The sequence below is a fragment of the Pseudomonas sp. BNK-30 genome (genome assembly GCF_047456185.1).
GTDB classification, from domain to species: domain Bacteria; phylum Pseudomonadota; class Gammaproteobacteria; order Pseudomonadales; family Pseudomonadaceae; genus Aquipseudomonas; species Aquipseudomonas putida_E.
Genome location: NZ_CP179904.1, coordinates 2,435,712 through 2,458,157, shown reverse-complemented (window position 1 = coordinate 2,458,157; position 22,446 = coordinate 2,435,712). Strand labels below are relative to the sequence as shown.

The 22,446-nt window shown below is 65.4% G+C and carries 20 protein-coding genes; 8 read left to right on the top strand and 12 right to left on the bottom strand.

Annotated features, from left to right (window positions below):
• The first annotated feature begins 17 nt into the window (after window positions 1-17).
• Window positions 18-1,310, top strand: a complete 1,293-nt coding sequence (locus tag ACMGGN_RS11470) for an OprD family porin (RefSeq protein ID WP_115275149.1) — start codon at window positions 18-20, stop codon at window positions 1,308-1,310.
• Window positions 1,311-1,322: 12 nt separating this feature from the next.
• Here the strand turns inward: ACMGGN_RS11470 and ACMGGN_RS11465 are convergent, their stop codons facing one another.
• Entirely contained in the window at window positions 1,323-3,035 is a 1,713-nt protein-coding gene (locus ACMGGN_RS11465) for an FAD-dependent oxidoreductase (protein ID WP_115275148.1), read from the bottom strand.
• Window positions 3,036-3,220: 185 nt separating this feature from the next.
• On the opposite strand from ACMGGN_RS11465, the gene ACMGGN_RS11460 reads away from it, so the two are divergent.
• From ACMGGN_RS11460 to ACMGGN_RS11450, 3 genes are all read left to right on the top strand, one after another.
• Window positions 3,221-3,997, top strand: coding sequence for an IclR family transcriptional regulator (locus ACMGGN_RS11460; protein ID WP_012314036.1), 777 nt, complete (start codon window positions 3,221-3,223; stop codon window positions 3,995-3,997).
• Window positions 3,998-4,161: 164 nt separating this feature from the next.
• Window positions 4,162-5,214 carry a Gfo/Idh/MocA family protein gene (locus ACMGGN_RS11455; protein WP_115275146.1) on the top strand — a complete coding sequence of 351 codons (1,053 nt, stop codon included), beginning with the start codon at window positions 4,162-4,164 and terminating at the stop codon, window positions 5,212-5,214.
• A 51-nt stretch (window positions 5,215-5,265) separates the two neighbouring features.
• Window positions 5,266-6,081 (top strand): sugar phosphate isomerase/epimerase family protein, encoded by an 816-nt coding sequence (locus ACMGGN_RS11450; protein WP_119688770.1) that lies wholly within the window; start codon window positions 5,266-5,268, stop codon window positions 6,079-6,081.
• A 93-nt stretch (window positions 6,082-6,174) separates the two neighbouring features.
• Here ACMGGN_RS11450 and ACMGGN_RS11445 read toward each other — a convergent pair whose 3' ends face one another.
• Genes ACMGGN_RS11445 through ACMGGN_RS11430 form a run of 4 tightly spaced genes read right to left on the bottom strand, consistent with a single transcriptional unit; the run spans window position 6,175 to window position 10,740 of the window.
• Window positions 6,175-7,866 carry an FAD-dependent oxidoreductase gene (locus tag ACMGGN_RS11445; protein WP_346640091.1) on the bottom strand — a complete coding sequence of 564 codons (1,692 nt, stop codon included), beginning with the start codon at window positions 7,864-7,866 and terminating at the stop codon, window positions 6,175-6,177.
• Between the two features lie 21 nt (window positions 7,867-7,887).
• Window positions 7,888-8,208, bottom strand: coding sequence for an NIPSNAP family protein (locus tag ACMGGN_RS11440; RefSeq protein ID WP_119688772.1), 321 nt, complete (start codon window positions 8,206-8,208; stop codon window positions 7,888-7,890).
• Window positions 8,193-9,926 carry an FAD-dependent oxidoreductase gene (locus ACMGGN_RS11435; RefSeq protein WP_119688773.1) on the bottom strand — a complete coding sequence of 578 codons (1,734 nt, stop codon included), beginning with the start codon at window positions 9,924-9,926 and terminating at the stop codon, window positions 8,193-8,195. The genes ACMGGN_RS11440 and ACMGGN_RS11435 overlap by 16 nt, the downstream gene beginning before the upstream one ends.
• Window positions 9,927-9,930: 4 nt before the next feature.
• A complete protein-coding gene (locus ACMGGN_RS11430; RefSeq protein ID WP_414156781.1) occupies window positions 9,931-10,740 on the bottom strand; it encodes a shikimate dehydrogenase family protein in 810 nt (269 codons plus the stop codon).
• Window positions 10,741-10,916: 176 nt separating this feature from the next.
• Here ACMGGN_RS11430 and ACMGGN_RS11425 point away from each other — a divergent pair, with 176 nt between their 5' ends.
• A complete protein-coding gene (locus ACMGGN_RS11425; protein WP_115275140.1) occupies window positions 10,917-11,705 on the top strand; it encodes an IclR family transcriptional regulator in 789 nt (262 codons plus the stop codon).
• A 33-nt stretch (window positions 11,706-11,738) separates the two neighbouring features.
• Here ACMGGN_RS11425 and ACMGGN_RS11420 read toward each other — a convergent pair whose 3' ends face one another.
• From ACMGGN_RS11420 to ACMGGN_RS11410, 3 genes are all read right to left on the bottom strand, one after another.
• Window positions 11,739-11,954, bottom strand: coding sequence for a TIGR02450 family Trp-rich protein (locus ACMGGN_RS11420; RefSeq protein ID WP_012314044.1), 216 nt, complete (start codon window positions 11,952-11,954; stop codon window positions 11,739-11,741).
• Window positions 11,955-12,168: 214 nt separating this feature from the next.
• Window positions 12,169-12,348: a CsbD family protein gene (locus ACMGGN_RS11415; RefSeq protein WP_012314045.1), complete on the bottom strand. Its 180-nt coding sequence runs from the start codon at window positions 12,346-12,348 to the stop codon at window positions 12,169-12,171.
• Window positions 12,349-12,421: 73 nt separating this feature from the next.
• A complete protein-coding gene (locus tag ACMGGN_RS11410) occupies window positions 12,422-13,408 on the bottom strand; it encodes a hypothetical protein (protein ID WP_414156780.1) in 987 nt (328 codons plus the stop codon).
• A 195-nt stretch (window positions 13,409-13,603) separates the two neighbouring features.
• Here ACMGGN_RS11410 and ACMGGN_RS11405 point away from each other — a divergent pair, with 195 nt between their 5' ends.
• Window positions 13,604-15,079: a PAS domain S-box protein gene (locus ACMGGN_RS11405; RefSeq protein ID WP_115275137.1), complete on the top strand. Its 1,476-nt coding sequence runs from the start codon at window positions 13,604-13,606 to the stop codon at window positions 15,077-15,079.
• 95 nt (window positions 15,080-15,174) lie between these two features.
• Here ACMGGN_RS11405 and ACMGGN_RS11400 read toward each other — a convergent pair whose 3' ends face one another.
• Window positions 15,175-15,423 (bottom strand): CsbD family protein, encoded by a 249-nt coding sequence (locus tag ACMGGN_RS11400; RefSeq protein WP_012314048.1) that lies wholly within the window; start codon window positions 15,421-15,423, stop codon window positions 15,175-15,177.
• A gap of 138 nt (window positions 15,424-15,561) precedes the next feature.
• Here ACMGGN_RS11400 and ACMGGN_RS11395 point away from each other — a divergent pair, with 138 nt between their 5' ends.
• Window positions 15,562-17,103: a gamma-glutamyltransferase family protein gene (locus tag ACMGGN_RS11395; RefSeq protein WP_414156779.1), complete on the top strand. Its 1,542-nt coding sequence runs from the start codon at window positions 15,562-15,564 to the stop codon at window positions 17,101-17,103.
• 74 nt (window positions 17,104-17,177) lie between these two features.
• Window positions 17,178-17,873, top strand: coding sequence for a GntR family transcriptional regulator (locus tag ACMGGN_RS11390; protein WP_039601266.1), 696 nt, complete (start codon window positions 17,178-17,180; stop codon window positions 17,871-17,873).
• On the opposite strand, the gene ACMGGN_RS11385 is transcribed toward ACMGGN_RS11390, so the two are convergent.
• The 3 genes from ACMGGN_RS11385 to ACMGGN_RS11375 are packed head-to-tail and all read right to left on the bottom strand — an operon-like array spanning window position 17,842 to window position 22,438.
• A complete protein-coding gene (locus tag ACMGGN_RS11385) occupies window positions 17,842-19,089 on the bottom strand; it encodes an amidohydrolase family protein (RefSeq protein WP_046785561.1) in 1,248 nt (415 codons plus the stop codon). The genes ACMGGN_RS11390 and ACMGGN_RS11385 overlap by 32 nt on opposite strands.
• Complete coding sequence (locus ACMGGN_RS11380) at window positions 19,086-21,572, bottom strand: ATP-binding cassette domain-containing protein (RefSeq protein WP_414156778.1); 2,487 nt, start codon at window positions 21,570-21,572, stop codon at window positions 19,086-19,088. The genes ACMGGN_RS11385 and ACMGGN_RS11380 overlap by 4 nt, the downstream gene beginning before the upstream one ends.
• Window positions 21,569-22,438 carry a branched-chain amino acid ABC transporter permease gene (locus ACMGGN_RS11375; RefSeq protein ID WP_046785559.1) on the bottom strand — a complete coding sequence of 290 codons (870 nt, stop codon included), beginning with the start codon at window positions 22,436-22,438 and terminating at the stop codon, window positions 21,569-21,571. Before ACMGGN_RS11375 ends, ACMGGN_RS11380 begins: the two co-directional genes overlap by 4 nt.
• Between the last annotated feature and the right edge of the window lie 8 nt (window positions 22,439-22,446).

Below are 22,446 nucleotides of genomic sequence, written 5' to 3'. Positions count from 1 at the left end.
TCCAGGAGTCGTTTCAAATGCCCGTTAACATGCCACAGCGTCATTCCCCGACCGCGCGCCTGGCTGGCGGCTGTATCGCCGCAGCCCTCTGTGCTGAAGCGACGGCCGAAGAGGCCGGTTTCATCGAGGGCGCCAGTGCTACGCTGCAAGCGCGCAATTATTTCTTCAGCCGCGATTATGCCGATATCAAAGGCGCGAGCACCCAGTCGCGCACCCAGGAGTGGGCCCAGGGCTTCATCCTCAATGCCACCTCTGGCTACACCCAAGGCCCCATCGGCGTTGGCATGGACGTCACCGGGCTACTGGGCCTCAAGCTCGACAGCAGCCCCGCGCATGCCAGGTCAGGGCTGTTGCCCAGCCTTGACAGCGGCCAGTCGGCAGACGATTACAGCCGCCTTGGCGCGGCGGTGAAATTCAAGGTGTCGCGCACCGAACTGAAGGTGGGCGAATTGATGCCCAACCTGCCGGTGCTGCTGTTCAGCGACCTGCGCCTGCTGCCGCCGACCTACCAGGGCGCCATGCTCGAGTCCCGCGAGTTTGCCGGGTTGACCTTGAGCGCCGGGCAGTTTCGCTCCACCAGCCTGCGCGACTCCTCCAACAGCCAGAAGATGTATGCCCTGGTCAATGACCCGATCAACCCTTCACGGTTGGCGCGATTCACCAGTGATCGTTTCAACTATGTCGGCGCGGACTATGCGTTCAACGACAACCGTACCCAGGTCGGCGTGTGGCAAGCGCAACTGGAAGACATCTACCAGCAGCGTTTCTACAGCCTCAAACACGCCGAACCTTTGGGTGACTGGACCCTGGGGGTGAATGCCGGCTACTTCGATGCCCAGGAGGATGGCCGGCAGATCGCAGGCCGTTACGACAACCATGCACTGTTCAGCCTGTTCTCGGCCAAAACGGGTGGGCATACCTTCTATGTGGGGTACCAGCAGATCGGCGGGGACGACGGGTTCATCCAGGTTGGCGCCAACACCAACCCGATGGGCAATACCCTGCCCACCTATGAGTTCGCAGCGCCCGGTGAGCGTTCGTGGCAGGTTCGTCACGATTACAACTTCGTTGCGCTGGGGATACCCGGGCTGACCTCGACGCTGCGCTATGTAAAGGGGCGTGACGTGGAGACCGGCCTGGGCTTCGAGGGGCGTGACCGGGAGCGCGATCTGGACCTTGCCTATGTGGTGCAGAGCGGCCCCCTGGCCGGGCTGGGGGTGCGGGTTCGCAACGTGACGGCCCGCTCGAACTACCGCACGGACATTGACGAGAACCGGTTGATCCTCAGTTATACGGTAAAGCTGTTCTGACCCCGGGCTGGCTTACTCCTGCGCCTGGGCCCCGGCGATATGCCGACCGGCCACATAACCGAACGTCAGCGCCGGGCCCAGGTTGATACCCCCGGACGGGTACCAGCCGCCGAACACGCTGGCCATGTCGGTGCCCGCTGCATACAGGCCGCCGATGGGCTGGCCGTGTTCATCCAGCACACGTGCGTGGCCGTCGGTGCGCAGGCCGGCGAAGGTGCCGAAGCAGCCGGGCTGCACCTTGACCGCGTAGAACGGGCCTTGCTCGATCGGCGCGACGCAGGGGTTGGGCCCCTTGTGTTGGGGGTCGCCCTGTTTGCGGTTGAACGGGGTGCTGCCGCGCCCGAACTCAGGGTCCTGGCCTTGGCGCGCGTGGCGGTTGTACTCGGCCACCGTGGCACTCAGCCCCGCAGGGTCGATGCCGCAGGCGCGGGCCAGCAGTTCCAGGCTGGCACCGCGCTTGAGGTAGCCGCTGCGCAGGTGTGGCCACACCGGCAGCGGGGCGGGGCGGGCGTGGCCAAGGCCATACCGGCGCAGGAAGCGGTGGTCACAGATCAGCCAGGAGCAAGCTTGCTCGTCTTGCGGTACGGCGTCGAGCATGGCGGCGACATAGTCGTAGTAGCCGTGCGCCTCGTTGACGAAGCGCTTGCCGTTGGCCAGCACACCGATGATGCCCGGCTTGCCGCGTTCGATGATGTGCGGGAAGTGGCCGACGCTGCCATCACGGTGCGCTACCTTGGACACCGGGGCCCAGGCGACCGCCGACTTCAGGTCGGTGGCTACCACGCCGCCGGCTGATTCGCCCAGGCGCAGGCCGTCGCCGGAGCACGACGGCGGCGGCAGTGCGAGGTTGTCGTGGCCACTGGCATCGCGCGGGAACAATTGCCGGCGCCGCACGGGGTCGTGAGCAAAGCCACCAGCGGCCAGCACCACGGCTTTGGCGCGAAGCGTAATGTCGCCCTGCGCTGTACCGATCACCGCGCCACGCACCTGGCCGTCCTCCATCAGCAGGCGTTTGGCTGGCGCAGACTCAAGCAGGCGCACGCCCAGGTCTTCGGCCGACTTGGCCAGGCGCGCCACCAGTGCCACACCGTTGACCAGGTGCATGGCCCGGCCATGGCGGGCAAGGTGGTACAGGTGGCGACTGAAGCGCTTGCACACATGCCAGAAGGCGCGGGGCGAGCGGGTCATGTTGAGAAAGGCCGCAAGGTCGGCGCCAGCCATGATCGGCATGCCCATGAACGAGGTTTCGCGCAGTGTCCTGCGCAAGCGTGGCAACAGCGCACCGAGTTCGCGGGCGTCATAAGGGGCGGCGATGACCTGGTGCCCACCGGTGGCGGCGCCAGGAGTGTCGCCGTGCATGTCGGGGATGGCGTTGCCCTCAGCGAACTGCAGGGCCGTGTGTTTCTCGAAAAAGGCGACCATGTGCGGGCAGGCTTCGAGAAAGGCGTCGATGCGCTGCGCATCGTAATGCGCGCCCAGTTCGTTGCGCAGGTACGTGCGTGGCTGCTCGATGTCTTCTTCGATACCGGCGCGGCGCGCCAGCGGGTTGCGCGGCACCCAGGCCCAGCCGCCGGACCAGGCCGTGGCGCCGCCGAACACCGGGTCTTTTTCCACAAGGGTAACCCGCTGCCCATGCCAGGCAGCCGTGACCGCAGCAGCCAGCCCGGCGGCGCCGGAGCCAATGACCAGTACATCGCATTCGGCTTGCAAGGTGTCGGTGGGCATTGCGGGGTCTCCGGTATTATTATTGGAACAAGGTTCCATATTCTTCTTGGTTGACCCGCCGGGATGCAAGTGACGCCAGCAAGTAGTGGTCGATAAACGGACACTTCAGCGCTGGTCAGCTGCGGTGGCCAACGAGATATGGAATCATCTTCCAGAATTTGCCTTCTTTATCAGGAAACCCTGTCATGGCCGGTAGTCAGATCGAACGCGCCTTCAGTCTTGTAGAAAGCCTTGCCGCCGAGCCCCAGGGCCTGGGCCTGCAAACCCTGGCTGACCAGCTTCAGATCCCCAAGAGCGCAGCCCATCGCATGCTCGCTGAACTCGCGCGCCTGGGCTACGTACGCCAGAACCGTGACAACAGCCGCTACCAGTTGTCCGCCAAGCTGGTGGCGCTGGGCTTTCGCTATCTGTCCAGCAGCGGCGCCGACATCATTCAGCCGATACTCGACCGCCTGGCCCAGGAAAGCGGCGAGCTGGTACGCCTGGGCGTGATCGACGGTGCCCGCCAGACCTGGATCGCCAAATCCCAGGGCGCGCGGTCCGGTTTGCGTTACGACCCGGACATGGGCCGCGATGCGCCCCTGTTCTATACCGCCTCCGGGCATGCCTGGCTGGCCAGCCTGAGCGATGACGAGGCGCTGCAGATGGTCCTGCGCCAGGGCATTGCCGACCCCGAGCAATTCGGCCCCAACGCGCCGCGCTCCACTGAACAGTTGCTGAGCTACCTGGCGGGCGCCCGTGAGCGGGGTTATGCCTGGGTCGAGCAAACTTCGGCAGTCGGTACCTCGGCCCTGGCTGCGGTGGTGCGTCGGCCGCAGGGTAATGAGGTCATTGGCGTGCTGAGCATTGCCGGGCCCAGTGCGCGCCTTTCGCAAGCACGCCTGCCGGAGCTGGCGCCGTTGTTGTTGGCGGCGGTGGAGGAGTTGTCGGCAGCCAGTCAGGCGAGTGAGTTGTTTGCCTGACATGCACGGCAGCACGGGCCTGCCTCTGAACTTTCCGGTCGATTACCGCCCACTCTATGCCCAGCGTCCTTTTGCAAAGCGGACCGCAGTTCTAAATTAGCGATAGCTGATTTTGGAACTGGGTTCCGAAGTTGCCAGAACAACAATGAAAAGAGGACCGCCCGTTGAACGCACCCCTTCGCATCGCCCTTATTGGCGCCGGCATCATGGGCCGCCAGCATTACCAGCATCTGAGCCAGGTGCCGCAAGCGCAGTTGTGCGCGGTGGCCGACCCCGGCCCCCAGGCTGAAGCCTTCGCCGCCGAGTGCGGGGTGGCGTATTTCGCCGATCACCGGCAGATGCTGGAGGTTGTGCGCCCCGAGGCCGTGATCGTGGCCAATCCGAACAACCTGCACGTGGCCACCGCCCTCGATTGTGTCGAAGCCGGCGTGCCGGTATTGGTAGAAAAACCGGTGGGAGTGCACCTGGATGAAGTGCGGGCGCTGGTGGAGGCGTCGCGCCGCTGCGGCGTGCCGGTGCTGGTCGGCCACCACCGGCGGCACAACCCGCTGATCGCCAGCGCGCGCGGCGTGATCGCCGAAGGGGCCTTGGGCCGGTTGGTCAACGTCACCGCGCTGTGGCAGTTGCAAAAGCCCGACAGCTATTTCGACACACCGTGGCGCCGCGAGCCCGGCGCCGGTTTCCTGCTGACCAACCTGATCCACGACCTCGACCTGCTGCGTTACCTGTGCGGTGAGGTGGTACAGGTGCAGGCGTTCACCCGTAACCAGGTGCGCGGCTTTGCCAACGAGGACAGCGCGGCAGTGTTGCTGGAGTTCGCCAACGGCGCGCTGGGTAGCCTGACCGGCTCCGATGCGGTGGCAGCGCCGTGGAGCTGGGAGCTGAGCTCGGGAGAAAGCCCGGTCTATCCGCGCCAGGCGGACCAACCCTGCTACCTGCTGGCCGGCACCCGGGGAGCGCTGAGCATCCCGCAGCTCAAGCACTGGCAGTACGCCGAGGCAAACTCGGGTTGGCATACACCGTTGCTGCAGAGCGAGGCGGGCATCCCGGCGGGGGAGGCATTGACCCTGCAGTTGCAGCACTTTGTCCGTGTTGCCCGTGGGCAGGAAGCGCCACTGACCGATGCCGCTGACGGTGGCCGCACCTTGGCGTTGATCGAGGCGATCCGCCAGGCGGCCGCCACCGGCCGGGCTTGCGCGCCAGAGACAATCGTGTGAGCCGCGTGAGCGTTCTTTCGCCCCGTACCCATTTGCCCGCAGGTAACCCGCATGACTGATCGAATCTTTTCCCTGGCCGCGCTCACCGTACTGGAGCTGTCACCCCCGGCAATGGTCGAAGCCGCCGCCCGTGCCGGTTACAGCCACGTTGGCCTGCGCTTGCTGCCAGCGACCAGCGAAGAGCAGCACTTCCCGCTGGTTACCGATGCCGAGCTGCGCCGCCAGACCCAGGCGCGCCTGCGCGACACTGGCATCAAAGTCCTGGACCTGGAAATCCTGCGTCTCAAACCCGACACCTGCGTGGCCGATTTCGAGCCGATGCTGGCGGTCGGTGCCGAGCTTGGCGGCAGCGAACTGCTGGTTGCCGGCAACGACCCGAGCGAGGCGCGCCTCACCGAGCGCTTCGCTCAATTGTGCGACCTGGCTGCCGGCTACGGTATTCACCCGCATCTGGAGTTCATGCCCTGGACCGACGTCCGTGACCTGCAACAGGCCATGCGCATCGTTGCCAACGCAGACCGCCCGAACGCTTGCGTACTGGTGGATGCCTTTCATTTCAACCGCTCCGGGTCGTCGCTCGACGACCTGGCGCGCCTGGCCCCGCAGCGCATGCGCTACGCCCAATTGTGTGACGTGGCTGGGCCGGTACCGGCTGACATGGATGAAATCCTGCGCCAGGCCCGTAACGAGCGGCGTTTTCCGGGGGAGGGTGATGCCGACCTGGCGGGCCTGTTGCGCGGGTTGCCAGCGAGTGTTCCGTTAAGCCTGGAGATCCCCACGCGGCAACTGCTGGAGCAGGGCGTCAGTGGCGAACAGCGTGCGCGTATGGCACTGGAAAAGGCCCGGGCGGTATTGGCATTGATTTGAGCCAAGGGGCCGCTTTGCGGCCCATCGCCGGCAAGCCGACTCCCACAGGTAAAGCGCAGACCTCAAGAACTGCGCGGTTCCGGCAGGAGCTGATCAGGCCTGTCCGGGCTGCGGTGATCCGCACAGCGCCAGGCCCGCGAGGTACCCAAAGGTCATCCCGGGCCCCAGTGTGATACCGCCACTGGGGTAGTGCCCGCCCATAACGCTGTGCATGTCATTGCCCACGGCAAACAGCCCCGGTATGGCTTGCCCTGCACCATCGAGCACCCTCGCCGAAGCATCGGTGCCCAGCCCGGCAAAGGTGCCGAGGCTGCCCGGCAGCAACTTCACTGCATAAAAAGGGCCGCGCAGCAGGGGCCGCAGCGAAGGGTTCGGCGCCTGTTCAGGCTCACCCTGCGCCCGGTTGTACGCCGAGGCGCCGCGGCCAAAGTCAGGGTCCACGCCCTGCGCCGCATGCTGATTGAAACGCGCCACAGTGCCCTGCAATTGCTGGCCATCTATGCCACAACGCGCGGCCAGTTGCGCCAGGTCGTTGCCGCGCAACAGGTAGCCACGCCGTTCATAGAAGCGGGCAGGGAAGGGAAACGGTTTGGCCCAGCCGATGCCATAGCGACGCTGCGCGGCGTGGTCGCAGATCAACCAGGCCTCATAAGGCTCGCCCTCTGGCGTAGCGGCGAACAGCGCATTCATGAAGTCGTGGTAGCAGTCCGCCTCGTTGACAAAGCGTCGGCCGTCACTGCGCACTGCAATGAAACCAGGCTTGGCGCGGTCGATCAGGTGCGGGAAATGCCCAGCGCGGCCATCGCCGCGCGGCACCTGCGATACCGGCGCCCAGGCACCGGCATGGGCCAAGGTGGTAGCGACCTGGGCGCCAGCCTGCTCTCCCAGGCGCAGGCCATCGCCGCTGTTTTCCGGCGGCGCGGCAGAGTAATGGCCAACCCCGTCGGGCGCGTGCGGCATCAGTTGCGCGATGCGCTGGCGGTCATGGGCAAAGCCGCCACAGGCCAGCACTACGCCACGCCGCGCCTGGATCAGCTGGCCATCGGCACACTGCGCGCCGCTGATGCGTGCCCCTCCCAGCAAGGCAATGGCCGCTTTGTCGGTCAGCAGCGTGACGCCCAGGTCCAGGGCACTGCGTAGCAGGCCGGCCACCAGCGCGTTGCCGTTGACCAGTTGCAGACCGCGCCGGTGCCGCAACAGGTCGCGCCCGTGACGCAACAGGCGTTTGGCCACATGCCAAGCCGCCCTGGGCGATTGGCGAGCATTGAAGAAAGCCGCCATGTCCGTGCCACCGGCGATGCCCATGCCGGCCAGGCTGACGATGTCCAGCGGTGGCCGCAGCCTGTGTATCCAGGGCCCGAGCAGGCGGCCGTCATAGGGCAGTGCACACAGTGCTCGCCCGCCGTGGGCGCTGCCGTCGCCTTCACGCATGTCGGGGAGCTTCGTACCGCACTGGAACTTCACGCGGGTGTGCTGCTGGAAGAACGCCACCATTGCGGGGCCATGGCGCAGGAACGCCAGTTGGCGTGCGTCCAGTTCAGCGACGCGGGTCTGGGCACGCAGGTAGCGCTCTGGTGCATCGTCGGTTTCGACCAGGCCTTCGGCCACGGCCAGCGGGTTGCGCGGTATCCATAGCCATCCGCCCGACCAGGCGCTGGTGCCGCCAAGCCGGGGGGCTTTTTCCGCCACGATCACCTTCAGGCCGTGGTGCGCGGCGGTAACCGCCGCAGCCAGGCCGCTGGCACCGGAGCCGATGACAAGTACGTCACACTCAAGGGGTTGCATGGGTGCACTCCGGTTCCGTTTTCACTGCAGCGGCGAGAAGCCTGTAGGCCGCAGCAGGCGTGATTGCAGCCGCAGTACGGCGCCCAGTTCACGGTTGCGCCGTGAAAACTCCGCCCAGCGCGGGTCTGCGGCCATCGCCGCACGGCGTTCGCTGCGTTGGTCCAGGCTGGCATAACCCCAGATGTGCACCACCTGGTTCACCTCACCGAATTCGCTGGTGAAGAAGCCGACCAGGTTGCCCAGGTGTTCGCACTGCACCGCCAGTGCGTGGCTTTGGTAGAGAGCCAGCCAGTCAGCCATTTTCAGTGGGTCGAGGGTGTAGGTTCTCATTTCGTAGTACATGGGAGCGTCTCCATTTCAGGGCTGTGGGCTTGCAGGCGTTCAGCGATATGGCTGGCAGCGATCCAGCCGAAGGTGAGGGCAGGGCCGAGGGTGATCCCTGGGCCTGGATAGGTGCCATTCATCAACGCGTTCATGTCGTTGCCGGCGGCATACAAGCCTACGATCGGCGCACCGGCGCGGTTGAGTACATTGGCGTTGGCGTCGGTCACCAGGCCGCGCGCGGAGCCAAGGTCGCCGGTGTGAATACGGATGGCGTAGAACGGGGCCTTGGCCAGTGGCGCCAGGCACGGGTTGGGCTTGTGCTGCGGGTCGCCCATGTAGCGGTTGTAGCTGTTGCCGCCCTTGTCAAATTGCCGGTCGATGCCGCTGCGGGCGTCGGCGTTGAAGCGCTCCAGTGTTTCCTGCAGCACCTGCGTGGCCACGCCCATGGCCCGGGCCAGCTCTTGCACTGAGCCGGCGCGGTGCAGGTAGCCGGCTTCGATCAGGGCCGTGTTGTCCACCGGTTTGGGCCGTGCCAGGCCCAGGCCGTAACGGTTCATGGCCTGGGCGTCACAGACCAGCCAGCAGGTGCTGATGCCGTTGGCGAACATGGCCTGGACGAAGTGGTGATAGGAGTTGGATTCGTTGACGAAGCGCCGCCCGGCCGGGTCGAGCGCAATGACCCCTGGCTTGGCGCGGTCGGTGACCAGGTGCGGGAAGCGCTCGCGCTCACCACTGGCATGGCGCCGCTCGGAAACCGGCGCCCAGAAGAAGTTGGCGACCAGGCCCTCGCCCTGGGCTGCATCCACCGCCTGGGCAAGGCGCAGAGCAGCACCGTCGTTGCTGGGCGGGGACATGCTGAGGTGTGGCGCGTCAGGGGCCGGCCGGTAGGCCGCAGCCAGCGCACCCGCAGCAAACCCGCCCATGGCGCAGACCACACCGCCGCGGGCATGGACCTGGGTGCGGCGGCCCTCATGCTGTACTTCCACGCCGGTGACCGTGCCGTGCTCGACGATCAGTGCCTGCGCTTCGCTGCGCAACCACAGGTGCGCGCCGTGGGCAAAGGCTGTGCTGGCCAGGCGGGCGACCAGCGCGTTCCCCGTGGTCAGGCGCGTGCCACGGTGGTGGCGAACACGGTCCAGTGCGTAGCGCGCCATCAGTTTCAGGCAATGCCACAGTGACCGGGGTGAGCGGCGTAGGCTCAGGAAGTGCTGAATGTCCTCGCGGTTGACCATCATTGCGCCGAACAACAGCATGCCCGGTGGTGGCATCTTCAAGTCCTTGAAGCGCGCGCCGAGGCGGCGGCCGTCATACTCGACCATTTCCAGCGCCCGGCCGAACGCCGTGGCGCCGGGTGCGTCCGGGTAATAGTCCGGGGAGTGCGGGCGCAGTGCGTAGCGCAGTTCGGTGTTGTGCTCCAGCCAGCGCAGCGCCTGGTGCCCGCGCGCGATGAAGGCGTCCACCAGTTCGGCGTTGTAGCCGGTACCGATGATGGTTTTCAGGTAGGTCCTGACGGCCTCGGGCGAATCCTGGGCACCGGCGGCGCGCGCCTGATCGGAGCCATACAACCATGCTGCTCCGCCGGAGATCGCCGAGGTACCGCCAAAGTGTTCGGCCTTTTCCACCACCAGGACCTTCAGGCCCAGGCGTGATGCCGTGGCGGCGGCAGCCAGGCCACCGGCGCCGCTGCCGAGCACGACCAGGTCGTACACCGGTTGCGCGTTTTCGATAGGGGGCATGGTCTCAGATCTCCAGTGGCGTGACGCCCATGAAGGCGCCCAGGTGGCCAAGCTGCGCAAAGGCCATTTGCGCGCCAGTCTGGACTGCGCAGCCGCGTTCGCGCGCCTGTTCCAGCAGCGGGGTGATTTCTGGCGAAGTAACAACGTCGGCCACCAGAGTGGCGGGTTTGAGCGTGCCCAGCAGGGCAGCGGGCAGCGGCAGCTCGCCCGTGCCGCCCATGCCCACGGGCGAAGCGTTGACCACCAGGTCGAAGGCGTCCAGCGCGCTGTATGCAGTGGTGATGCCGACGCCAGGGAAGGCCTTGCCCAGCAGCTCGGCAAGTGCTGCAGCGCGCGACGTTTCCGGGTCGCTTAGGGTGACCTGGGCGACCCCGGCCTCACCCAGTGCGTAGGCAATGGCACTGCCGACGCCGCCGCAACCAATGACCAGCACTCGCTTGCCCGCAGGGTCGAAGCCGTGCTTGCGTGCTGCGCCCAAAAAACCTGCGCCGTCTACGTTGTCGCCATACAGGCGGCCATCGTTTTCGCGCCGTACCACGTTCACCGAGCCCAGGGCTGCTGCACGTTCGCTCAGGCCGTCCAGGCGGGTGGCAAATGCCTGCTTGTAGGGCACGGTCACCACGCAACCGCGCAGGTTGCGCCAGCCGCGCAGGGTGTCGATAAAAGCGTCCAGCGCGGCGTGCTGCAAGTCGATGGGCAGCATGGCCAGGTCAAGGCCATTGTTGCTGAACCAGGTGTTGAAGTTTTCAGGCGATTTCACCTGGGCGATGGGCGAACCGACGATGGCGACCAGCGCTGTCGAACCTTTGATCATGGTGACTTCCGTTTGGGGTGTTGTTATGGAAGTCAGGGTGATGCGGCAGCGGCGTTGTCACAATGCGCTTGCCAACGGTTTGATGCGATAATCGCATTGATAAAGCGATATTCGCAGCATAGGCGCTGTTTAGCACTGCTCAGCGGCACGATTCTCCCCACTCACGAGTGCAGCCAATGGACAAACCCCAGACTCACCCCCGCGACCTGATTGCCGGTTTACAGAAAGGCCTGGCGCTCATGCAGCTGTTCAACGCCGAGCAGCCACGCCTGACAGTGCCCCAGGCCGCCAGGCAAGCAGGCCTTACGCCCAGCGCAGCGCGCCGTTTTCTGCTGACCCTGGTGCATGAAGGCTTCGCCGAAACCGACAACCGTCACTACTGGCTGACCCCCAAGGCCCTGCGTATCGGCCAGGCCTATGTGGACTCGGCGCAGTTGCCACGCATGCTGCGCCCGATCGTCGAGCAAGTGGCGCGCCAGACCCAGGAGCATGTCTCGGTGGGCACACGCGACGATGATGAAATCATCCACTTGGTGCGCAGCCGCTACAGCCACATCGCATCACTGTCGATACGGCCCGGCTCGCGGGTGCCGATGTACTGCACTGCCGGCGGGAGGGTCTGGCTGGCGGCTTTGGACCAAGCGCAGCGCGATGACTATTTCGCCCGTAACCCGCTACACCCGCTGACGCCCTACACCCAGACCGACAGGGCGCTGCTGGACGCGACGTTGCAGCAGGTGAGCGAGCAGGGCTACTGCATCGTCGATCAGGAGTTCGAAGTCGGCATGCGCGTAATCGGCGTGCCGTTACTGGACCGGGCGGGGCAGCTCAAGGCGACACTGACCATCACTACCCATGCATCGCGGCTGAGCATGGATGAGATACGGCTGCGTTACCTGCCACCGCTCTATGAGGCGCAGGCCTTGCTGAAACCGGTATTTGGCTCACCGGGGAGCGTGTGTTGAGCACGATCGGGGCCGCAGCGGATCAGGCCGTTTTCACTGCCAGCCCATCAGCCATACCTCGGGGTCGCGCAGTACCCGCCAGTCCAGCCACTGGCTGCGCTTGCTGTGTACCGCTTCCAGTTCCACACGCAGCACATGCCCCTCTTCATCCAGCTCCAGGTCGGTCACCAGAAAGTGCTTTTCGCGGTTCTCAGGGTGTCGCGCTGTCCATTTCGAGAGTTTCAATTTGCCAGGGTTGAAGCGGTTCATCATTGCTCCTTGGGCGAGAGTGCGGCCTGCATGCTGATCGTTATACAAACAGACAAGTAGCTGATGATACTTGCACGGGAAGCATTTGGTCGGTCGATCGCTGTGCGCAATGGAGTGCTCGCGTCATGGCTCGGCCGTTGGCCGAGAAGGGTATGCCGCCAAATAGCAAACGGCCGCCCTCAGGCGACCGTTTGTATAGGCTCAAGCGCAATGGTCAATCCTTGCTGACCGCGTCCTTGACATCAGCGACTACCTGCTGAGCTTCGCCTTTTTTCTCCTGCACCTTGCCTTTGACCTCCAGCTCCGTGTTGCCAGTGGCTTTGCCTACGGCTTGTTTAACCTTGCCGACGGCTTCGTTGGCCAAGCCTTTTACTTTGTCCGAAGTGCTGCTCATGGTCGTTCTCCTTCAACAGACATCAGTGAAACGTGGGTTGGGTGAAGCGTTCATACAGCGTTTGCGTTGCGACTCACACCGTGGCGACGCGGGTCTTGCGAGACGTCAGCGCGAAGCGGCCTACGCCAAAACTCAAGGCGGCACCGATCAGCAGGGTTACCAAGGTGCCCCAGGCGGCTTTCGATACGTTGCTGGCGGCTACCTGGGCGGCTTCGCGAGCCTGTTGCTCGGCCTGCTCTTTGAGCACTTTCACTTGCTCGGCGGCCTGTTGGTAGGCACGGGCGTAGTTATCGACCACCTGCTGGGCCTCCTGCTGGCTCTTGCCGGTGCGCGTAGCGACGATGTTGACCAAAGCTTGCTTGTCTGCCGCGCTCAGGGCAGGTTCACCGGCCTTGCGCACCCGCTCGAACCACTGCTTGAGCTGGTCGACGGCCTGGGTCGGGTCCTCGGCCGCGACGCGCCCTGCCGACTCTCCCTGAGCCTGGGCCTGATCGGCCTGCTGCTCCAGGGACGAAGGGGCCAGTTCAGCCTTGCCGGACTGCGCCAAGGTTTTGTTCAACTCCGCTTCCAGGTTGTCCCAGTCCAGCGAGATGCCATTCTTGTTCAGTTGCTCCTTGATGCCCTGGCTCACACTGGGTGCGGCGGCGGCGACACCGTCAGCTGCCAGCGACAGGCCTTTGCCAGCGATATTGCCGGCAGTGCCAACCACGGTGCCGGCCAACGAAGCCAGCAACCAGGTAGCCAGCAGGGTGGTCACCGTCCAGCTCAACAGGCCATGCAGGCCGCCGCGGGTGGGCGCGGTACGCCCGGCGACCCAGGCACCGGCTGCGACCGAGAGCAGGGTGCTGATGAACAGCCACACCCCAGCGCCGGTCCCAAAGCCCTGCAGCGGATTGCCGTCGGCCATCGGGTTCATGGCTCCGGCGCCAATGGCCGTGCCCAGTACGCTGAGTACCAGGTAGCTGGCCAGGGCGATGGCGCCGCCTGCAAACACGGCGCTCCACGATACCCGTAGCGGGCTGACAGCGTTGGTTGGGGTGGTCACATACGATTCAGTCATCTATGCATCCTCGTGGGTAAGTTCCGGCAGCACCGGCAACACAGGCCAGGTGCAACGTCAGGGCCAGTTTGCAGGTCACATGCAAGGCTGTATTGGCGCATCCGCACCTGATCGATTAGTGCATTCGCACCAACCCTGGCCCGCCTGCAGCGTTTAAGCTCCAGGCCATGCAGAACTACCGATTGGAGACACTCTATGAGCGACGCCGTGCTTGCCCGCGAGACCAACCGCCGCCAGCTTCAGCAAATCATCGCCGGGCTGTCCGATGGTGTGATCCTGCTGGAGGTCGACCAATCCATCATCTGGGCCAACGAAGCGGCTTTGCGCATGCACGGGGTCGACAGCCTGGAGCAACTGGGCAGCAACGCTGAGGGTTATCGCGAACGCTTTGCCCTGCGCTACCGCAACAATCACCCCCTTGAAGCCGAGCAGTACCCTATCGCCCGCGTGGCTGCGGGGGAGGTGTTCAGCGACGTGATGGTAGAGGTGCTTGCTGTTGGCGACGATGAAGCGCGCAGCCGCGTGCACCGCGTGCGCAGCATGGTGCTGGAAGACAGCAAGGGCGAGGCCGAATCGCTGGTGCTGATCCTGGCCGATGCCACCGAGTGGGCCAGCGCCGAGCAGCGCTTCGAAAAAACCTTCAATGCCAACCCGGCCCCTGCAGTCATCTGCAGGCTCAGCGACCTGCGCTTCATCAAGGTCAACCAGGGCTTTCTGGAAATGACCGGCCATATGCGGGAGAACGTCATTGGCCGTTCGGTCTACGAAGTGGATGTGCTGGAAAACGCCGAACGCAAGGAGTTGGCTATCGAACGCCTGATGGAAGGGGCGACCATCCCGCAGATGCAGGCTGAACTGCGCTTGCCCGATGGTGGCAGCAAACTGGTGATCGTTGCCGGGCAACCGCTGGACATGCATGAAGAAGATTGCATGCTGTTTTCATTCACCGACCTGGAGCCCCGGCGCAAGGCGGAAAATGCCCTGCGCCAGAGTGAGGAGCGCTTTGCCAAGGCCTTTCGCCTGAGCCCTGTGCCCACCCTGCTGTGCAGCGCCGACAGGCAGCAACTGATCGATGCCAATGAAGCCTTTCTGGACACCTTGGGTTACGCCGCCCAGGAGCTGATAGGCAAGACAGTGGCCGAAATCGACTTCATGGATGATCGGCGTGTGGCTACCCAGGTGTTCGATGCGCTGGAAAAGACCGGGCGCATCGAAGGGCTGGACCTTAAGCTGCGAAAAAAAGGCAATGACCGGCTCGACTGTGTACTGCAGGCGGACACCGTCAGCTTGCAGGACACCCCGTGCTACCTGTTGGTACTGATGGACATTACCGAGCGCAAGCGTTCTGAGCTGGAGTTGGTCGAGGCGATAGAAACGGTGATGCAGGATGCGTCATGGTTCAGCCAGACCTTGATCGAGAAACTGGCCAATGCCAAGCGCATCAACACAGGGCGTTTACCAGATGCATCGTTTACCGACCTGACCCGCCGTGAGCGCGATGTGCTGGCGCTGATCTGTGAAGGCCTTGCCGACAAGGAAATCGCAACGCGGCTTAACCTGGCGCTCAATACCGTGCGCAACCATGTGGCAACGGTGTACTCCAAGCTCGATGTTCACAGCCGCAGTGAAGCCATTGTCTGGGCGCGCGAACGACGGCTGTTCACCCATTGATTCGCCTCGGTACAGTCTGCTCTCGCGCTTGCCGAGGCTGCTTGATGCCAAAGGGCTTCAGATGCCTCGAAGCCCTTGGACCGACCTTTTGCTTATCAGCGACGCAGCAGGCGGCTCACCACCAGGGTGAGCGCGGCGCCGATTGCCAGGGCGGTGATGGGCTTCTCTTTAACGAAGGTGGAGACGTTGTTCAGTGCGTCACCATAGGTTTTGGTCAGTTGGCCTGCGACCTGGCGGCCATCACCCTCTGCCTCCAGGGCCGGGTCCTCGAACAGCCGGCCCACTGCGCTCTGCGCCTTGCCAGCGACTTTCTGTGCAACACCTTCAACTTGTTCGCTTTTCATAGTGATCAAACCTTCCTAGTGAGTGGCAATGGGAACGCACAAGGTTAGGGAGCGGGGGGTGGGGATTAGTTCAAAGCGGTTTTGGCAAATGGGAACGATCCTTGCTGATTGCTAGCAATATCAGAAAAGGAGCTAGCAATGAACGAGTCCCTGGTCGCCCACTCCCGCGGTGGCGTGCTGTGCACCCCGCACCCCTTGGCAAGCGCGGCGGGCCTGGAGGTGCTCGACGGCGGGGGGAGCGCAATCGATGCAATGCTCACCGCCAGTGCCGTGCTGGCGGCGGTGTACCCACACATGACGGGCCTGGGCGGTGATGCACTGTGGTTGCTCCATGACGATCAGGTACGCACCATCATCGGGATCGGCCAGGCCGGGATGCGCTTGCCCGCAGCAGGCGCGATCAGCCTGCGCGGGCCTGGCTCCGTCGGGACCACGGCCGGGGCCATGGCCAGTTGGGCGCAGGCCAAGGCAATCAGCGAGCAGTGGGGGTCGCGGCTGGGCTGGGCCGACCTGCTGACTGGCGCCGCAGGGTTGGCCCGCGACGGGGTTGAGGTATCCCCCTCGCAACTGTTCTGGCAAGGGCAGCGCGCCAGCCTGATCAAGACACTGCCCAGCCTGCAGCCATTGTGTACGCCCCAGGGTGGCCGTCTGCGCCAACCCGCGCTGGCCAACAGCCTGGAGCACCTGGCGCGGCGTGGCCCAGGCGACTTCTATCATGGGGAACTGGCAGAAGCCTTTGGTGTGGCGTTCGACGCGCTGGGCTGCGGCCTGAGCGTCGAAGACTTGCGCGCCACCCGGGCCTGCCTGGCGGCGCCTATCTCCATACGCTATCGCAATGGCCGGCTGTACAACGTCGCGCCACCCACCCAAGGCCTGTACACGCTGCGCGCCATGGCTGCCCTGCAGGCTGTGAACCTGGGCGAAAACGGCACGCCGCGCTACTACCACCTGTTGGTCGAAGCCATCAAGCAGGGCCTGCTGCAGCGCAACGCTCAACTGCATGACCCGCTCGCCAGCGGCTGGGACTTCGAGCACGCGCTTGCTCAGCCTGCCGCGACCCTTGACGAGCAGCGTGCGACGCTTTGGGGCGAGCCTGGGCAACCTGCCGACACTGTGTGGATGGCCGCCACCGACCGCGCCGGGCGCAGCGCCTGCCTGATCCAAAGCCTGTTCCATGATTTCGGTTCCGGTTGCATCCTGGGCGATACCGGCATCCTTTGGCACAACCGCGCGGCAGGTTTCAGCGCCCAGCCGGGGCACCGCAATGCCTGGGCGCCCGGCAAGCGGCCGGCGCACACACTCAACCCGTCGGCCTACCTGGCCGATGATGGGCGCCGCTGGTTCTTCGGCACCCAAGGGGGTGACGGCCAACCTCAGACGCAGATGGTGCTTGCCACCCAGTTGATCGACTATCAGCAGCCTGCCGAGGTGGCGTTGCGTGCACCGCGGTTTCTGCTTGGGCGCAGCTTCTTCGACAGCACCGACAACCTCAAGCTGGAGGCCGATATCGGCGAATCGGTGGTACAGGGGCTGGTCGACCGGGGCCATCAGGTCGAGACCACGCCTGCGCTCAGCCCGTTGATGGGCCTGGCCGGCGTGATCGCCATCGGCCCTGACGGCCAGCGCACTGCTGCCTACGACCCGCGCAGCCAGGGCAGCGCCCTTGGCCAGCAGGACTGAACCGCGCCGATTGCCGCAATGCCTGGCCCGGCGGATAATGCCGGCCCAATGCGTTTGAGGGTTTAGAGGTCTCGATGAAAGGCAAGACGGTCAGTAGCAAGCAACAAGAAGTCCAGCGCATCGCCGAGATGCTCGCCAAGGCCATTGCCCAGCATCGCCTGCGCCCTGGCGTGCGGCTGGTGGAGGCGCACATCGTCGAAACCCTGCAGGCCAACCGCAACCACGTGCAGGCTGCGCTGCAACGCCTGGCCATGCAGCGCATCGTCGACATCGAGCCCAACCGCGGCGCCACCGTGGCCCAGCCCAGTGCCCGCGAAGCACGGGAAATCTTCGCCGCACGCCGCGCCGTGGAGCGGGCGATCGTCGAGGCCATCACCCCGGCCCATGTCGCCGAGCATCAGGTGCGCATCGAACAGCACATGCACAACGAGCGCGCCGCCACAGCCAGCACCGATCGCCGCGCCATCGTCCGCGAACTCAGCGAGTTTCACCTGTTGCTGGGGGAGGTAAGCGGTAACCAGGTGCTGGCCGATATCCTCGGTAACCTGATGGTGCGCAGCTCGCTGATCGTCGCCCTGTACCAGCGTGGTGACAGCCCGCCCTGTGCCTCGGACGAGCACCAGGCGATCATCGATGCGTTGCGCGCCGGTAATACCCAGGCGGCCGTGGACGAAATGATCGCGCACCTGGACGAACTCGAGGGCCAGTTGGCCCTCGAGGATGTAGCTGCGCCTGAGGTCAACCTGCGTCAGGCACTGTCAGGGCTGTGAGCTGTGCCGGGAACAGCTCGGCGGGTGGCCGGCTGAAGGTCTGCCGGCCCTGTTTGAAACCCATCAGCGGCGCGGCGATACGGCCGATCACCTCGGCCGGCGAGGGTGCATCGAACACCACGAAGTCGGCTCGGCAACCCGGTTCCAGGCCATAGTCGGCAAGGCGCAGCAGGCGCGCCGACTGGCGTGAGATCCAGCCCAGGCACAGCAGTAGTTCCTGCGGCGTGCCCAGTTGGGCGACGTTGGCGTACAGGTTGGCCTGACGCACCAGAGAGGCATCGCCGTAGGGCGTGAAGGGGTTGCCGATGTTGTTGCTCGACAACGAACAGGTCACCCCGCACTGATGCAACTGCGCCAGCGGTGCCAGCCCCCGGGGCTTGTCATGGAAGCGGTCACGGCCGGTGAGGAACAGGTCGGTGGCCGGCAGGCAGGTGACCTGCACGCCGGCTTCGGCCAAGGCGTGGCCCATACGCATCAGTTCGGCCTGCGGCAGTGCCGAGAGCTTGGTCACATGGCCAACGGTGACCCGGCCCTGCCAGCCATGCTGGTGGGTGCAGCGGATCACCTCGCCCAGGGTCATGCCGGCGACCTGCAGGTCGAAGTCCAGGTGCAGGTCCAGGTCGCGATCGTAGGCCACCGCCAGTTCGAACAGCCGGCGGATCTGTGCAGGCGGGTCGGCGTCGGTGTAAGGGCAGCCGCCCAGCACTTCGGCGCCTTCGTCCAGGGCCTGGCACAACAGGGCTTCGGTCCCGGGGTTGTCGAGCATGCCTTCCTGCGGGAACACGCAGATCTCCAGGGTCACGGCCCAGGCGTAATCAGCCTGCAGCCTGCGGATGGCGCGCAGGCCGGTCAGGCCGATGCCGGGGTCGATCTCGACATGGGTACGCATGTGCGTGGTGCCTTGCACGATGGCTTGCTCCAGCACTGCCGCGCCGCGCGCGTACACATCGGCCTCGGTGAAATCGGCTTTGGCCAGGCGGGTCTGGGCGATGGCTTCGGCCAGCGTGCCTTCGCGCAGCTGGCAGCGCGAAAGGATGCAGGCCTTGTCCAGGTGGATATGGGTTTCGATCAGGCCGGGCAACACCAGCCGGCCGCCGAGGTCGAGTTTGGGCGCCGGCCGGCTCAGCCGGGCCACGAACCGGCCGTCTTCGATCAGCAGGCGGCTCAGTGCCGGGCCGTCGCCCAGGCGCACATTGATCAGTTCCAGGTGGTTCATGCGGCGGCTCCTGCGCCCAGGTAGGCGGCTTCCAGTTGTGGGTCGCCGCGCAGGTGCTCGGCGCTGCCCTGTTTGACGATACGGCCTGTTTCCAGCACGTAGGCACGGTCGGCCACCTGCAGTGCCAGGTTGGCCATCTGATCGACCAGCAGTAACGTCACCCCTTCGTCGCGCAGGGCGGCGAGGGCGTCGTACAGCTCGCCGATCATCGCCGGGGAGAGGCCCAGGGACGGTTCGTCGAGCAGCAGGATGCGCGGCTTGGCCATCAGCCCGCGGCCGATCGCGACCATCTGCTGCTCACCGCCCGAGAGCAGCCCGGCCGGGCTGTCGATACGCTCGCGCAGGCGGGGGAAGCGTTTGAGGATCGCGGCAATCTCGGCGTCGGCATCGACGGCATCCTGGCGCACATTGGCCCCCAGCAGCAGGTTCTCACGCACGCTCAACTGGCCGAACAGCTGCCGGCCTTCAGGGACCAGGGCCAGGCCAAGGCGGGCGATCTGGCTGGCATCCAGGCTTTCGATGCTGCGGTTGTCCAGCACGATGCTGCCGCCACGCGGCCTGTGCAGGCCGGCAAGGGCCTGCAGGATGCTCGATTTGCCGGCGCCATTGGCGCCCAGAATGGCGATCAGCTCGCCCGGGTTGACCACCAGGTCGACGCCTTCGACCACTGGCGCCGCGCCATAGTCGATGCACAGGTCGCGCACGTGCAGCACGGCATCACGCGAGCCTGCCCAGGCCTGCGCGCGCGGCTGGGCCTGGTACTCGGTGCCACCCAGGTACGCGGCAATCACCCGTGGGTCAGCGCGCACCTGTTCAGGCGTGCCCCAGGCGATCGGTTTGCCGGCGTCGAGCACCAGTAGCTTTTGCGACACTGCCATCACCAGCGGCATGTCGTGCTCGACCAGGATGATCGCCAGGTTGAAGGCGGCCAGGCGTTGCAGCAGCGTGGCCAGGCGGTCGGTGTCCTGTCGGCCGAGGCCGGCGGCAGGCTCGTCGAGCAGCAGCACCTGCGGCCGGCTGGCCAGGGCCCGGGCAATCTCGACCAGGCGGCGGTCGACATGGGGCAGGTCATCGGCGGCGACGTGCAGGTTGCCGCGGTAGCCGACCAGTGCCAGCAACTCAATGGCCATGCCTTTGCGTGTGGCTTGCTGGCATGGCCAGGGCCGTTCGATGGCCCCTTGCTGGAAGGCCAGCAGCAGGTTTTCAAGCACGCTCAGCTCACCGAACAGTTGGGTGGTCTGATACGTACGGGCGATACCGGCGCGGGCGATGCGCCAGGCCGCTTGCCCGGCCAGCTCCCCGCCCAGGTGGATCGACCCGGTGTCGGTGCGGTAGAAACCACTGATCAGGTTGAGCACCGTGGATTTGCCCGCACCATTGGGCCCGATCAGGCTGGTGATGTTGCCAGGCAAGGCCTGCAGGCTGACTTGCTGTGCGGCCTGCACCCCCCCGAAACGGATGCCGATGCCCTCGACCTTAAGCCCATGCCGCGCACCACCGGCGAAGAACGCCCGCAGCGCCGCCGTGTCGGGCTGTGCCGTGACCGGCTCGTGTCGCGGCCGCCAGAAGCGCTTGGCCAGGCTGCCCAGCACACCGCGTGGTGCAGCCCACAGTACTGCCAGCAGCAAAACCGAAAATGCCAGCAAGCGGTACTCGGCAAAGTCGGCCAGCAATTCGGGCAGCAGCACGATCACCAGTGCACCGAGCACTGGCCCGAACAGCATGCCGGCGCCACCCACGATCACCGCCAGGACGAACAGGATCGACTGCGAGAACGGGAACGCCGCGGGGTTGATGAACATCAGCACCGGCGCTACCAGTGCCCCGGCCGCCCCCGCCAGGCCTGCCGACAGGGCAAAGGCCAGGGTCCGCGTCTGCACCGGGTTGATCCCCAGTGAACGCGCGGCGATCTCCGAAGCCTTGACCGCACGCATTGCCAGGCCCCAGCCGCTGCGTTGCAGGCTCCAATAGAAGACCAGTGCGGCCAGCATCAGCAGCACCGAAGCCAGTGCCAGCAGTAGTGCCGGGTCCAGCGTGCCGAGTTCAGGCAGCGGGATGCCCATCAGGCCATTGGCCCCTCCGGTGACGCTGCGCCACTCGATCAGGCCGTTGTGCACCACCAGCGCAAAGGCAATGGTGATCATCGCAAGGTAAGGCCCGCTGACCCGTAGCGCCGGGATCGCCAGCAAGCCACCCAGCACCGCGCAGCCGAGGCCGGCCAGGGGCAGGGCGGCCGAAAGCGGCAGGCCGGCCAGCGTCAGCAGTGCCGACAGGTAGGCACCGATGGCATAGAAGGCGATGTGCCCGAAGGACATCTGCCCGGACAGACCTATCAGGATGTTCAGGCCCACGCCGACGGTGACCGCCAGCGCGTACAAGGTCAGGATCAACAGCCAGTAGCTGTCCAGGCCCAGTGCCAGGCCAAGGCAGGCGACCCCGAACAGGGCCAGGCCGAGGGGGGCGAGTCGCTCGCGCATGGTCATACCTTTACCCAGAGTTTGCGGCCGAACAGGCCGTCAGGACGTGCCGCGAGCACCACGATCACCAGTGCAAAGCACAGCAATTGCGTGAACGCAGAGCCGAAATACAGCGTGACCACCGCCTCGAGCAGGCCAAACAGCAGGCCTGCGGCAAACACCCCACCGGCACTGGCGATGCCGCCCAGAATGGCCACGGCGAAAGCCTTCAGACCGAACAGCGTGCCCATGTCCGCGTGCACGCTGTACAGCGGTGCGATCAGCAGGCCCGCCAGCGCCGCGAACACGGTCGACAGGGCAAAGGCCGCCGCCACCACGCGGTTCACTTCGATGCCCATCAACCGCGCTGCCCGTGGGTTCTGCACGCAGGCTTCCAGGCGCAAGCCCAGTTGCGTGCGTCTGCGCACCCAGTAAAGCGTGGCCGCCACCGCCGCACCGGCCAGCGGGATGGCCAGTTGCACGGCATTCAGGCTGCTGTCGCCCAAGTCCAGGCGCAGGCTGGTCAGGGCACTGCCGAACTGCCGCGGCTCCTTGCCGAAGGTGAACATCGCCAGGTTGTCCAGCAGCAGCCCGCCCGCCACCGTCGCCATCAGCCAGGCGTCCGAGCCACGGGCATGGAACGGCCGCACCAGAAAGCGCTCGATGGCCAGGCCCAGCACCGCGCACAGCAGCAGGGTAGTGGGCAGTGCCAGCCACAGCGGCCAGCCCCAGGTCACCGCCAGGCTGTAGCCCAGCACGGCGCCGACCATCATCGCGCTGCCCTGGGCAAAGTTGACCGTGCGCGACACGGCATAGGTGAGGTGAAAGCCCAAAGCCAGCAGCGCATACATGCTGCCCAGGCCCAGGCCGCTGACCAGTGCGGTGGTGATCATGTCGAGGG

Coding starts and splice junctions, on each gene's coding strand:
- ACMGGN_RS11435 (WP_119688773.1), bottom strand. CDS start 9,926: ATGCCCCCTATCGAAAACGCGCAACCGGTGTACGACCTGGTCGTGCTC.
- ACMGGN_RS11450 (WP_119688770.1), top strand. CDS start 5,266: ATGACTGATCGAATCTTTTCCCTGGCCGCGCTCACCGTACTGGAGCTG.
- ACMGGN_RS11410 (WP_414156780.1), bottom strand. CDS start 13,408: ATGACTGAATCGTATGTGACCACCCCAACCAACGCTGTCAGCCCGCTA.
- ACMGGN_RS11440 (WP_119688772.1), bottom strand. CDS start 8,208: ATGTACTACGAAATGAGAACCTACACCCTCGACCCACTGAAAATGGCT.
- ACMGGN_RS11445 (WP_346640091.1), bottom strand. CDS start 7,866: ATGCAACCCCTTGAGTGTGACGTACTTGTCATCGGCTCCGGTGCCAGC.
- ACMGGN_RS11470 (WP_115275149.1), top strand. CDS start 18: ATGCCCGTTAACATGCCACAGCGTCATTCCCCGACCGCGCGCCTGGCT.
- ACMGGN_RS11375 (WP_046785559.1), bottom strand. CDS start 22,438: ATGATCACCACCGCACTGGTCAGCGGCCTGGGCCTGGGCAGCATGTAT.
- ACMGGN_RS11385 (WP_046785561.1), bottom strand. CDS start 19,089: ATGAACCACCTGGAACTGATCAATGTGCGCCTGGGCGACGGCCCGGCA.
- ACMGGN_RS11395 (WP_414156779.1), top strand. CDS start 15,562: ATGAACGAGTCCCTGGTCGCCCACTCCCGCGGTGGCGTGCTGTGCACC.
- ACMGGN_RS11380 (WP_414156778.1), bottom strand. CDS start 21,572: ATGACCATGCGCGAGCGACTCGCCCCCCTCGGCCTGGCCCTGTTCGGG.
- ACMGGN_RS11420 (WP_012314044.1), bottom strand. CDS start 11,954: ATGAACCGCTTCAACCCTGGCAAATTGAAACTCTCGAAATGGACAGCG.
- ACMGGN_RS11390 (WP_039601266.1), top strand. CDS start 17,178: ATGAAAGGCAAGACGGTCAGTAGCAAGCAACAAGAAGTCCAGCGCATC.
- ACMGGN_RS11400 (WP_012314048.1), bottom strand. CDS start 15,423: ATGAAAAGCGAACAAGTTGAAGGTGTTGCACAGAAAGTCGCTGGCAAG.
- ACMGGN_RS11405 (WP_115275137.1), top strand. CDS start 13,604: ATGAGCGACGCCGTGCTTGCCCGCGAGACCAACCGCCGCCAGCTTCAG.
- ACMGGN_RS11460 (WP_012314036.1), top strand. CDS start 3,221: ATGGCCGGTAGTCAGATCGAACGCGCCTTCAGTCTTGTAGAAAGCCTT.
- ACMGGN_RS11430 (WP_414156781.1), bottom strand. CDS start 10,740: ATGATCAAAGGTTCGACAGCGCTGGTCGCCATCGTCGGTTCGCCCATC.
- ACMGGN_RS11415 (WP_012314045.1), bottom strand. CDS start 12,348: ATGAGCAGCACTTCGGACAAAGTAAAAGGCTTGGCCAACGAAGCCGTC.
- ACMGGN_RS11465 (WP_115275148.1), bottom strand. CDS start 3,035: ATGCCCACCGACACCTTGCAAGCCGAATGCGATGTACTGGTCATTGGC.
- ACMGGN_RS11425 (WP_115275140.1), top strand. CDS start 10,917: ATGGACAAACCCCAGACTCACCCCCGCGACCTGATTGCCGGTTTACAG.